This window comes from Flavobacteriales bacterium (genome assembly GCA_016699575.1).
Classification (GTDB): Bacteria; Bacteroidota; Bacteroidia; order Flavobacteriales_F; family PHOS-HE28; genus PHOS-HE28.
The window spans coordinates 1,962,277-1,974,636 of record CP064979.1 but is presented as its reverse complement, the minus strand read 5'-3'; the positions used below and the strand labels follow the sequence as shown (position 1 = coordinate 1,974,636).

The following is a 12,360-nucleotide window of genomic DNA, read 5'->3' as shown; positions in this document are numbered from 1 at the left end:
ATCGGTCGGCGGCCGGACCTCAGCGCACCACCAACAGTTTTCTGAACGCCCGGCCCTGCGGGTGAACAAACTGAACGGTATAGGCCCCTGGTAGAAGTCCCATCATGCTCATTTCAGCCGCGCCCGAGACAGCGCCCAACTCCCCGACAACCGCACCGCGCGCATCGAGCACCCGCAGTCGAGTGCCGTTCGGCAAGCCGCTCATCCGTACGATATCACTCGCTGGGTTGGGACCGAAACCCACATTGCCGAACACATCCTCGGCCACTCCGGTGAAGCAAGGGCTGTTGGTGCAGTACGTCACCAGATTGTCCACGGTGCCCGTGTTCACATCGATGTAAGGTGCACTGGCCGTCGTGGGCGACCAGTCACAGAAGTCCATGGCGCCTTGCAGAGTGCCGTAGTTCATGGTGGAATCGGTAACGCAGATCGCGCCGTTGCCCGCCACCTGGAAGTAGTTGATGAAGTCGCCTTCCACCTGCATCACGCTGCCTTGCGCCACGATGATGCTGCCGTCGCTGTAGAGCAGCCCAACGAACTCGGCGAACCCGTTGTTGGTGAAGGGCGCGATGATCTGCGTGTTACCGATGAAAAAGATGTGCCCGTTGTTCGTGAACGTACTGCTCACCGTGATGTTGGCGGGCATGGTTGTGGTGATCTCGCCACCGGTCATCACATGGGTGAGCGGGTGCGCGAAGTCGTAGTTGCCCATGAGCTCCACACTGTGCAGGATGTGCACTTCGTCCGTCACGGCCGGAACGCACGCACAATCCCATGTGGAAGGCGAATTCCATGGCCCGTTCTGCACGGACATCACCATTTGGGCGGGGGCCGCCATTGCAAGAAATCCGAGGACAAGCGTGCAGAACTGTTTCATCGGCGTGGTAGGTTGAAGTCCTAGACGCTATTCCCGCCGCTCACGTTGGCTAGCCAATAAAGCCACCCGCTGACGGCTTCTACCTTCGCCGCCCTTTCATTCCATCGGCACATGTCCGTCCGCGTCCGTTTTGCCCCCAGCCCCACCGGCCCGCTGCACATGGGCGGTGTGCGCACGGCTTTGTACAACTACCTCTTCGCCCGCAAGCACGGTGGCCAGTTCCTGCTGCGCATCGAGGACACCGACCAGACGCGCTACGTGCCAGGGGCGGAGGACTACATCAAGGAAAGCTTGGAGTGGTGCGGTCTGGTGCCCGATGAAAGCCCATGGGTCGGCGGCCCGGATGGTCCTTACCGCCAGAGCGACCGCAAGCACCTCTACAAGCAGTACGCCGACGAACTGATCGCGAAGGACAAGGCCTACTATGCTTTCGACACGCCCGAGGAATTGGAGGCGATGCGCGCGCGCTTGCAGGCAGCTGGTGTTGCGGCGCCCGCCTACAATGCTGTGACGCGCGAGCACATGAAGAACTCGCTCACGCTGAGCGCGGACGAAGTGAAGGAGCGCCTGGCTCGTGGCGACCAGTATGTGATCCGCCTCAAAGTGCCGCGCCACGCGGAAGTACGTTTCGAGGACATCATCCGCGGCTGGGTGGTGGTGCACAGCGCCAATATCGACGACAAGGTGCTCTTCAAGAGCGACGGCATGCCCACGTACCACCTGGCCAACATCGTGGACGATCACCTGATGCGCATTACGCACGTGATCCGTGGCGAGGAGTGGCTGCCGAGCGCCCCGTTGCACGTGCTCATCTACGAAGCCTTCGGCTGGGAGCGCCCGGCATTCGCGCACCTGCCGCTGATCCTGAAGCCGGACGGCAATGGCAAGCTCAGTAAGCGTGATGGCGATCGGCTCGGCTTCCCGGTGTTCTCATTGGATTGGATCGACCCTACGAGCAAGGAGAAGAGCAGCGGCTACCGCGAGAAGGGTTACTACCCCGATGCCTTCATCAACATGCTGGCGCTGCTCGGTTGGAACCCCGGCACGGACCAGGAGATCATGAGCCTGCAGGAGCTCACGCAGCTCTTCGATCTGGAGCGCGTGCACAAGGGGGGCGCCAAGTTCGATCCGGAGAAGACGAAGTGGTTCAACCAGCAGTACCTGCGCAAGCGGCCCGATGCCGAATTGGGTGCGCAGCTGCAGGCCAAGCTGAAAACAAAAGGCATCGATACGACCTTGGAACGCGCAACCGCGGCGGCCGGCTTGCTTAAGGAGCGCGCAACGTTCGTGGACGACATGCTCGAGGGCGAGTACCTCTTCACCGCAGGCTCGCCACTGAAGAACAACACCATCGCGCTGGAAGAGCTGAAGAAGCGGTGGAAGCCCGAAGCCAGTCCCGCGCTCGCAGCCTACATCTCCTCCCTCGCTTCCCTTCCCTCGCTCTCTCCCGCCACCCTCGAAGCCGCGTTCAACCAAGTGCTTGCGGAAAAGAGCATGAAGGTGGGCCAAGTGATGCCGATCTACCGCCTCTTCGTTGCGGGGCGCATGCAGGGGCCCGGCATGTTCGATGTGAGCACGTTGCTCGGAATAGATGAGGTGATCGCCCGCTTGCAAGCCGGGCTCGACCTGTGCCGCTCATGGGCGTGATCGAGGTCAACGGGATCAAGGTGTACGCCTACCACGGTTGCCTTGCCGAGGAAGGTCGCATCGGGGGACACTACCGCATCGACATCAGCGTACGCGGCGATTTTGCCGCGGCGGAGGCCAGCGACAAACTGGTTGACACCATCGACTACGGACGCGTCACTGCCATCGTGAAGGAGCAAATGGCCGTGCGCAGCAAACTGATCGAGCACGTGGGCCGACGCATCCTGGAGGCCCTCAAAGCAGAATGGCACGCGGACTTTGCCTGGCGCGTGCGCCTGGTGAAGGAGCATCCGCCCGTTGCCGGCGCTGTGGACCATGTGGTGTACGTGATCGAGGGGTAGTTGTCTCGCCACAGGTTCCTGCCCGTCTTGTTGAAGCTTGTAGCTTGGGCCTTGAGACTTGAAGCTTGACATGGCCGACCTGAGCAAGATCCTTTTCCTAGACATTGAAACGGTGCCGCACGTGCAGCGCTGGTCCGACATGGATGAGCGCGAACAGCAACTGTTCAGCGAGAAGACCCGCTACGAACGCGAACGCGATGGCAAAAGCGAAGAGGACATGTTCCGCGACCGTGGCGGCATCCTGAGCGAATTCGGCAAGATCATCTGCATCGGTGTGGGCTTCCTCACTGCAGGCAGCAAGGACCGCAAGCTGCGCGTGAAGACCATCCACGGCGATCACGAGCGCGACATCCTTGAAGAGTTCGTGGCGTTGCTCAACGAGCGCTTCCACACGGCCGATCACCGTCTGTGCGGCCACAACGGCAAGGAGTTCGACTTCCCGTACATCGCACGGCGGTGCGTGATCAATAGCATTCCCCTCCCCCCGATCCTCGACCTGTCGGGCAAAAAGCCCTGGGAAGTACAGCACGAAGACACACTTGAGCTGTGGAAATTCGGTGACCGCAAACATTACACCTCGCTGGAGCTGCTCACGCATGTGCTCGGCATCCCATCACCGAAGGGTGACATTAAGGGTAGCGATGTGGCGCGTGTGTACTACGAGGAGAAGGACCTGGAACGGATCGCCGCCTACTGTAAGAAGGATGTGGTGGCCACTGTGCAGGTCTATTTGAGATTGAAGGGACAGCCGTTGATCGCTGCGGAGAACATCACCGTGCTTTGAACGAAGCAACGTCACGTGCGCCTCTATGGCTGACCATCGCGCTCATCGCGATAAGCCTGGCGGTTCTTGGCTTGGCGGTCCACCGTGCTGCCGTGACCTCGTTCAGCCATGACGAGAGCTTTACGTACCTGCATTACCCGGAAGCCTCCTTCTCCGACATCGTACTGCACAAGCACGCCTACACCAACAACCATCTGCTCAACACACTGGGCATGAAATACGCCTGGCAGTGGTTCGGTGACTCGGAACTTTCGTTGCGGCTTCCCAACCTGGCCGCGCTTGCGCTCTGGCTGGTGTACGCGATCCGGATCCTGAGACCGCTTTGGCCGCCGCTGGCCATTGGCGGGTTGCTTTTGCTCTGTGCGAACCCCTACCTGATCGAGCTGTTCACGCTGGCGCGTGGTTACGGGCTCTCGTTCGGCTTCTTCCTCATGGCACAATACCATTTGGCGCGTGCGATCACGGGGCCGGGGATGAAACATCTTGGGTTGTTCCATATTGCATCCGTGCTTGCGGCATTGAGCAATTTCACGTTGCTCACGGCATACGTGGCCGGGCTCTGTTTGTATTACGTAGCGCCTCTTTTCATGGGCCTTGGTGAAGGCGGGCGGCGAAGCCGTCGTGCGTACGTGCAAGGCTTTGCCATGCTTGTCGCAGCCTTCCTTGTCCTGCGCAAGCCGGTGCTCCAGGTAATGGAGAACAATGCCTTCGATTTCGGTGGCAAGGGCGGGCTCTTTGCCGATACGGTTGGCACATGGGCGCGGAGCTTCTTGCCCGGGATCGGGGTGGGGACAGGACTGATGCTGGCGATGCAGGTGCTCATCTCGGCGGTGGTGCTCATCCCGGCTTTCGTCCTGGTTCGGCACGCCATCCTGCGGAACACGGCCTTCCTGCGGAAGCACAGTGCACTGCTCGTTCTCGGTACCACCCTTATCGCAACGTGCATCGGGGCCGAACTGCAGCACTTGCTCCTCGGTGTGGACCGCATGGCGGGTCGTTTCGCCATGTTCCTGGAGCCGTCGTTGGTGTTGTTGTTGCCATTGCAACTGTCATTGCTCAGGGGCTCCCCGGGCAAGTGGTTTGCTCTTTGTGTTCTTGCTTCCTGCGCGGCCTGGTGCGCACTGCGCTTCCCGGACCACTTTGGCCCCGACCATAGCGTGGAATGGGCCTACGACCTGCGGACCATCGAGCGGGCGGTAACGAAGGTCGCACCGTGCGTATCGGCAATACATGGCTGCTGGAGCCCACCATGAACTATTACGCGCGCTCCCGGGGGCTGGGCTGGCTTGAGCGGGCTGACCGTGATGGCTTCGCACCGGACGATGAGTATCGCATGGTCGTGCGCTGGGTCGAAAAGCCGGGCTATGATGAGGGGTTCGTGGTACTGGCCATCTTCGACATAAGTGATGTGGTGCTGCTCAAGCGCGCGAGTCCCTCTGCGATACCGTCGCTCTAAGCGAGAAGCGCTGGCCACCGCCGGACCAGTCCTCAAATGCCGAACGAGTGGACGCGGATGGTCACCGGACCGGCCGTGGCAAGTGTTTCCTCGTTCACCTTGAGCTGCAGGTACAAATGATGCTCACCCGCACGTGCCGGACGGTCCACCTTGAGCGGGAGTGCACAGCAGGCGCCTGGGGCCAGGTCCATTTCCAACGACGTCCAGCCGGTGGCTTCAACCCATCCGCTCCACCGGTTGCGCATCTCGTAATGGATCGTGGTCAAGGCCTTGGTGCCCAAAGCGTACAAGGGCACCTCACCTTCCCAGCATACTTCCACCGGCAACAGGTCGTAGTCACCCGAGCGCATGGTGAACTCCGCGGTCAATGGAGCAACACGAACGGTTCCCTGCGGCCGGAAAGCGCTGTCCGGCAACTGGCTCACAATGCGATACGGACCGCCGGGCAATTGAAAAAGCGCCGTGTCGAGCTGGGCGAGCCCGAACGCGCAGATGTTCCACGCGGGGCCCAGCAACCGGGTCTCGTCATCCATGCACGGTTTGGCCTTGTCCATCGGCTCTTCGGCGAAAACGGTTACTGCGCTGTCAGGAGCCATCATCGATGAGACCAGCAGTGTCTCGAACGGCAATGTCCAATGGGTCTGGGCATATCCCCATGGAATGAGGTGCGCGGACACGATCGCCTTTCGCACTCCTTGGCCCCGAAGGTCAGTGGTGATCCGCTCGGCGTACTGCACTTTGTCCACATAGGTGACCCTTCCTCGCCAAACCTGCCAAGCACCAAGGACCATGACGACAACCAACGCGGCGGTCATCACGGCACGCCCACGCACAAGTCCTACAGTGAGATCAGCCGCAAAAGCCGCCCACGCGATGCCCAACAGCGGGTAGAGGTTCTCGTACATGTAGGGCGAGTAGGTCGCGCGGTCGGTGATGAGGATCAACAGTACCGTCAACGTTGTCCACCCCCCCGTCCATAACAGTGATAGCCAGCGCAACCTGAGCAGTGCAACAATGGCGCATACGCCCATCAGGCCCAACATCGCCGGGAAGCGCGGCAACGCGTCGAGCAGGTATTGCGCACTCGGAAGCACGGACAAGTCGGATGCGAACTGGGTGAACTCCCCGGGGTCCACCATGCGCTCGCGTTCATAATCGGACATGCCCACGAACAGTCGGCACAATGCAATGGCGCAGACCATGGACAGGGGCAAAAGCCAGTACCGTAACCGAAGCCAACCCTTGCGCCCGATGATCTCCAAGCCCAGGACATAGACCACAGGCAACGCGTAAACGACATGGTAGAGCGTTGCCCATACAGCTGCCACCACAGCACCCGATCCCCAGGCCCGAACAAGATCCGCTCTCGGCGCGGCCAGTGCCTTTCTGCCCAATGCCCACGCAAGCAACGGTGCAGTGATGCCTTGCTGCACCTCACTTACGCCGAAGTAGAAAGAGCCCCCCACCATCACCACCAGCGCAAGCGGTACCGCCAGCGCGGCAGACCCGTCACGAAGCCTGATCGCGATGACCGCGAAGACCAACAAGTGCACGGCGATGAGCGATGCGGAGTACGCGAACAGGACACTTTGCAATGAGCCTTTGCACCACAGCACCAGCGTCGGGACCAGTTGGGTGATCATGGTGGAATAACGCCTGTGCTCGCAACGTGGGAAGCGCTCCAAGAGCATCTGGAAACTCTGCCATGCGCTGTCGAAGCCTGTGGTGCGCTCCACATAGAACACGCACGCCATGAGGACCAGAAAGCCCAGAAGCGCACAACCCGCTACGAAAAGCGGCTCGCGGAAGTTGATGGTGCGCATCGAACAATGATAGAGCGGTCCGCACTTAATCTTGCTTGCTGTTCAATGGATTGAAAAATGCGCACCTGCGTGATGAAGTGGACCAGAGGAGCCCTGCCCCATTTGCCGGGCTTGGCCTTGGCCATGGTCCTGTTCGGTGTGGGCATGTACTCGTTTCCGCTGGCGGTGATGGGGCCGGGGCGCGAACTGCTGCCCGGTGATCTGGGCGACTCCCGCTTCAACAACTACATTCTCGAGCACTTCCACCAGTACGTGACGGGTCGCACGCCATCGTATTGGGACGCGCCCTTCATGTATCCGTACAAGAACGTCATCGCTTTCAGCGACAATCTGCTGGGAAGCGCGCCGGTGTATTCGCTGTTCCGGGGCCTGGGCTTCAATCGGGAGTCGTCTTACCAGCTCTGGATACTTGCCATGTTCGCATTGAACTTCCTCTGCTGCTTCGCAGCGCTGTGGGCATGGACGAAACGCGTCGTTCCGGCAGCATGCGGCGCGTACGTGTTCGCGTTCGGCATCCATTTCATCGGGCACATGGACCACGCGCAGATGTTCCCCCGGTTCATGGTGCCACTGGCGTTCTGGTGGTGTTGGCAATGGTTGCGGACCGGCAAGCCCGTGCACTTGGCGCTTACCACAGGCGCCATAGTGTTCCAGTTCTATTGTGGCATCTATCTCGGGTTCATACTGTGCTATGTGATGTTCTTCTTGGTCATCGGTCATCAGCTTGTGCATTGGCGCGGACTAAGCGCACTATGGTCGTGGTCCCCGCGCACCGTGTGGCGGTCGCTCCTTGTTCTTGTTGCTGGAGGGCTGGCGATGCTGCCGCTGATGACGCCGTACCTGGCGATCAGCAAGGTCACCGGTGTGCGTGGTTACGAGCACATCGCCAACACCATCCCGCGACCCTCGAGCTGGTTCTTCACGCATCCAGCTGCCGTGAATTGGCAGAGCCTCTCCTCCCACTCCAAGGATGCATTCCCCGACTGGTGGAGCCATTTTCATTTCATGGGTGCTGTGGCTTGGGCTGCGGTCATCGCGGCTGTGGTCCTGGCATTGCGCGGCAACGACCGGAAGCCGGTTGCTGCGCTCATCGTCGCGCTTGGGTTGTCCCTGCTCTTCTGTCTGCGCATGGGCGATCTCTCGCTTTACAAACTGATCGCCGGGCTGCCGGGCTTCAGCGCCTTGCGCGCCATCGATCGGTTCGTGCCCGTGCTGGCCGTGTACTTCGCTGCTCTTGTGGCGGTCGTGGCCGCACACGTGAAGGTGAAGCCTTTGACCGGTGCGGTGCTAGGTGTTCTCTTGTGCGTTTCGACGGTGCTTGACAACAAGGTGAACGTCGCTGAGCTGAAGCAGTACAACAAACACGCCGCACGGGAGATGGTGGAACGCGCGGCCCTGGACATGCATTTGATGGCCGACAGCCCCACTTCCGCTATCGCCTATACCCCCGTAAGAGGAATGCAACCCTTCCGGGAGGACCACGAGCGGAGCATCGCCATCCACCTCACGGCCATGTTGGCGGGCCAGGAACTGGGCATTCCCGTGGTGAACGCCTACACAGGCCATTATCCGGGCAACCATATGCGGTTCTGGGACCTACAAACACCGCGAAGCCTGGCGGAGTGGTGTGCCTTCAACCAAACCACGACCGACGAGATCACCATCGTCAACAATGCTCATCAACGCGTCCTCCTCACCGACACGTTGCAATTGCGCGCCGCCAACGGTCATTGGGTCTGTGTGGATCTTCAGCAAGATCCCCGCGTGCTCGCCAGCCGCGACACGGCGATGCAATGGGAAACGCTGGTGAGGCTTCGCTTGGCCAACGGTCGTGTGGCCTTGGTGGCGCACAACGATGCCTTCATGAGCGTTCAGCTGCACAAGGACAGTGGTCTCGTGGCAACGAGTGCCCGCCTGGGTGATATGGGCATGTTCCTTTGGAACGATCTCGGCGATGGATCGATGGCCCTTCGCGCCGACAACGGGCTTTACCTGGAGCTGGACACAGCAGACCTGCGCCTCTACGCTCGCGCCGCAAAGCCGGAGGGGCTGGCGCTCTTCCGAACGCGTTGATCACGGTACGAAGTCCAGACGATCCAGCCGGATGTCGCCAAGCTCGTAGCCCGGCACACCATCCGCGCTGCGCACCATGGCGTTCGGGTCGCAATCGCCGCGGTCCATGCTGTAGCGTGATGCGCTGGCCATCCAGTGGTGCAGCCAGATCGGCGCGCGCAGTTCGAAACGGCCATCCGACCCAGAGGTGGTGTGGTAGCTCTCGTTCCAGACCTCGTTCCAGGCAATGACGGTCCCTTCGTTGATCGGTACACCGTGCTCATCCACCAAGCGGCCCGAGACTTTGCTTACACGGCCATCGGAATAGTTGAGGTAGTTCGGCAAGCACAGGCACTCGCCAGCACCGGTCCAGGGATCGAACCCTTTGAGCGCGCCCGCCACCGGCTTCCTGGTTCCGAACACAGTATCACCGACGGAAGTCACTGAAACCCCTTCGCGGTTCAGCACGCCCATGTAGTCGGCATGGAACCGCCCCCATTTCACGTCCTGGAATTGCCACCAACTGTATCCGATGGCACCGCAAGCGCGGCTCTGCAACAGTGTCTTGCGCGCGAATTCCTCCTGGTCGGCGTACGGCACGGAATCGTTGTCCGCGGGAATGGCGGTCTCACCTATGATCCAAGGCACATCCACATTGTTGGCGTACCAACGGAGTTCATTTCGCACCTGATCGGGCTCGTACTCGTACGGGTGGTAGCTGATGAAATCGACCGTGAGCATGTTCGGATCGAACTCGAACGTCTCGCGGATACCAGTGAGCCCCAGCGTGTACAAGTGGTTCGGCGCGTGCTCATCGAACAGCGCCCGCCATCGTTGCAGGATCGCCCAAGCCTCCTCCTTGGGCCGCTCAGGACGATCGAAGTACAGCGGCTCATTGAAGAGGTCGTAAGCCAGGATGACGGTGTCGTTGACGAAGTGGTCGGCGACAAGAGCAAAGTGGTGCTCGGTGGCCGGGGTATAGGGCCGCACCTGCGTGAGCAGAATGCACCTGAGCCCAGCAGCACGAACGGCGCCGATCAATGTCGTGAGCGCGCCCAAGTACTTCTCTCTTCCTTGCTCATCTTCAATGGACAACCACACCAAGGAGTCCGACCGGTCGCGTGCACGAAGCATGATCGCGGCACTGTCGAAGGCCTGCTCCGCGAAGCCCACCACACGCACCGTGTTGAAGCCCATATCCCTGATCAACTGCAGATCAGCGCGCAGTTGGAGACTATCAGCCGCAAGGTCCATGCGACCGGGTACATGTGAAGCATAGCTCGTGCTCGGAGCCATCCACACCTCCTTGCCGTCCGTGCGCAAGCAAGCGATGTAGTTCACTGCCTTCGGGAAAAACCTCTCTCCACCGGCAACGAACCCGTTCTTGTCCAAGCCCACGAACGAGTGTGAGGGTTCCGTACCACCACACCCCCCGAACAGGACCACGAAAACCAATGCGGCCAACAGGAAACCCGAGGGCCTGCTCATGGAACCTCGTGTTGCATCCACTGGCTCCGGGTCACGGTCCAGCTTGTGATCCGTACTTCCCGCCCGCTCCTGTTCCACACGTACAACTTGTTCGCCCGCTTCCGCGCTCCATCACCGATGTCCCACTCCACCTTGAATTCTCCTCCGCGCAGCGGCGCGCTTGCGTAACGGACCTGTTCGCCCGTTTCCTCTTCGGTGAACACCAGGTCCAGCGAATCCTTTCCGTAGCGGCCATCCACGTTTCCGGTCACCACGAGCTTTTCCATGACCGCGTTGGTACCGTTGCCCAGCGGCAGTCCCTCCCAGGTGAGCGGGAATTCCAGTGCACTGAGCACCCACGTGCCCTTGGTCGCTCCACCTACCGTATCCACTTGTGCAGGCGCTTGCGCTGCGGGTTCAACGGATAGACCGAACAAGGTGTCCACAATGGCGGCGCGCTGAACGGAGCGTCGTTGAAAGAGGTACACTTCGAACGGCACCTCGCCGAGAACCAGGGTCGGTACCTCGGGTTTCACCACGGTCAATAAACTGAAGCGATCACTTTGCATCAGCGTATCAAGCGGTATTCGCGCATCCATGCGCGCGTGATGGGCGTCCCAGACAACGATGTCTCCTGGTCGAATGCCCGACCCCGCCGCGATCGAGGCCGGCTCATAGAGCAGTTGCGCCTCGCGCTCATCCCTGGGATCCAGATCGAGCAATGCGCCTACTAACGGGGTCATGCAATACACCCGCTCTCCCTCCTCCTTGATCTCCTTCACCTTCTCCGCAGCCTTTCGCAAGGTTGTCTGCACCATGTCCGGCTTGTAGGGAAGCAGAAGTTCGTCCACCACATGCGGATAGGCGAACAAGGCGAATGCACCAACGAGCAGAGTGAAGACCGGTCGCATGGCAGCATTCATCGGGAAACGCTTCCAAAGCAAGGCGAGCACATGCACAGTGAACAACACGAGCAGCGGCAGGCATGTGGCCATTACCCGGTCGAGGCCCAGGGAGCCGTGGCCGCCCTTCCACCAAGCGTAGCTGTGCAGGCCAAGTATGAGCACCGCCGGAACGAACGCGAGCAACAAGACCATCAGGTGCTGCTCACGTTGCGCGCCATCCCTTCGCCACACATAGGGCCATGCGACCAACGCGAACGAGGCGCAAACAATGATCGGCCATCCATAGTAGTGCGGCATCCGCCCAATGAAGTGCGTGGCCGGTCCGGTGCCGTACGTAGTGACGCCCGCGTAAGGGTTCCCGCCGAACGCCACGAAGGGGTCACCTGTCATTACGAAGCCGAACACACCGTGGAACACTGTTCCCAACAAGACCCATGGCAATGCGCGCCATTCACGTTGCCATGCTGCCACCAGCAGGATCATGGGAAGCACTGCTATGTGTTCCGGCCGGGCGAAGGGCACGAACGACACAATACCCAACGCCCAGGCCCAGCGATCGCGCAACGCGCACACTACGGCCCACACCACCAGGAAAGCAAAGAGCGGCTCGGTAAGTCCGGCCATCACCGTGTGCGCATATTGGGGCGCTGCGAAAAGCATCACCGGAACAGCCCAGCACCAAGCCCGTTGCACGCGTGCGACCTGTCCGATGATGAGCACACCAGTGGCCGCGGCCAACAAGGCGTTCATCAGCGCCGGTCCCCAAAGACCCCATTGGGCGAAGGGAGAAGCCAGCAGCGTGTACAGCGGCTTGCCCCATGCGTCGAACAGCATCAACGGGTGCTTCCACGCGTACCGCGCGATCTGGTAATGGGCAACACCGTCACCACTATCCGGAACTCCTTCGCTGAGCAAACGGACCAGGAAGGCCGCCCCCGCCAGCGCGAACGCGAGCGTGACCGGTCCCTCGTTGCGCGGGCGTGACATGCCGACGAACATAATCCGTGT

10 protein-coding genes are annotated in these 12,360 nt (G+C 60.7%); 6 read left to right on the top strand and 4 right to left on the bottom strand.

Translation table 11 applies throughout. The annotated features are described in order from the left end of the window. Positions 1–19: 19 nt before the first annotated feature. Positions 20–877, bottom strand: a complete 858-nt coding sequence (locus tag IPJ76_08160) for a T9SS type A sorting domain-containing protein (protein QQR88168.1) — start codon at positions 875–877, stop codon at positions 20–22. A gap of 111 nt (positions 878–988) precedes the next feature. On the opposite strand from IPJ76_08160, the gene IPJ76_08155 reads away from it, so the two are divergent. From IPJ76_08155 to IPJ76_08135, 5 genes are all read left to right on the top strand, one after another. Further along, positions 989–2,524 carry a glutamate--tRNA ligase gene (locus IPJ76_08155; GenBank protein QQR88167.1) on the top strand — a complete coding sequence of 512 codons (1,536 nt, stop codon included), beginning with the start codon at positions 989–991 and terminating at the stop codon, positions 2,522–2,524. Then, on the top strand, positions 2,515–2,865 hold the full coding sequence (gene folB / locus IPJ76_08150) for a dihydroneopterin aldolase (GenBank protein QQR88166.1): 351 nt from the start codon (positions 2,515–2,517) through the stop codon (positions 2,863–2,865). Before IPJ76_08155 ends, folB begins: the two co-directional genes overlap by 10 nt. Positions 2,866–2,935: 70 nt before the next feature. Further along, positions 2,936–3,649, top strand: a complete 714-nt coding sequence (locus tag IPJ76_08145) for a 3'-5' exonuclease (GenBank protein QQR88165.1) — start codon at positions 2,936–2,938, stop codon at positions 3,647–3,649. Continuing rightward, positions 3,646–4,902: a hypothetical protein gene (locus IPJ76_08140; protein QQR88164.1), complete on the top strand. Its 1,257-nt coding sequence runs from the start codon at positions 3,646–3,648 to the stop codon at positions 4,900–4,902. Before IPJ76_08145 ends, IPJ76_08140 begins: the two co-directional genes overlap by 4 nt. Continuing rightward, positions 4,863–5,105, top strand: coding sequence for a hypothetical protein (locus tag IPJ76_08135; GenBank protein ID QQR88163.1), 243 nt, complete (start codon positions 4,863–4,865; stop codon positions 5,103–5,105). The genes IPJ76_08140 and IPJ76_08135 overlap by 40 nt, the downstream gene beginning before the upstream one ends. A gap of 32 nt (positions 5,106–5,137) precedes the next feature. On the opposite strand, the gene IPJ76_08130 is transcribed toward IPJ76_08135, so the two are convergent. Then, complete coding sequence (locus IPJ76_08130; protein QQR88162.1) at positions 5,138–6,928, bottom strand: hypothetical protein; 1,791 nt, start codon at positions 6,926–6,928, stop codon at positions 5,138–5,140. 72 nt (positions 6,929–7,000) lie between these two features. On the opposite strand from IPJ76_08130, the gene IPJ76_08125 reads away from it, so the two are divergent. Then, positions 7,001–9,001 carry a hypothetical protein gene (locus tag IPJ76_08125; protein ID QQR88161.1) on the top strand — a complete coding sequence of 667 codons (2,001 nt, stop codon included), beginning with the start codon at positions 7,001–7,003 and terminating at the stop codon, positions 8,999–9,001. On the opposite strand, the gene IPJ76_08120 is transcribed toward IPJ76_08125, so the two are convergent. Next, positions 9,002–10,468: a cellulase family glycosylhydrolase gene (locus IPJ76_08120; GenBank protein ID QQR88160.1), complete on the bottom strand. Its 1,467-nt coding sequence runs from the start codon at positions 10,466–10,468 to the stop codon at positions 9,002–9,004. Continuing rightward, complete coding sequence (locus tag IPJ76_08115; protein QQR88159.1) at positions 10,465–12,339, bottom strand: hypothetical protein; 1,875 nt, start codon at positions 12,337–12,339, stop codon at positions 10,465–10,467. Before IPJ76_08115 ends, IPJ76_08120 begins: the two co-directional genes overlap by 4 nt. Positions 12,340–12,360 lie beyond the last annotated feature (21 nt).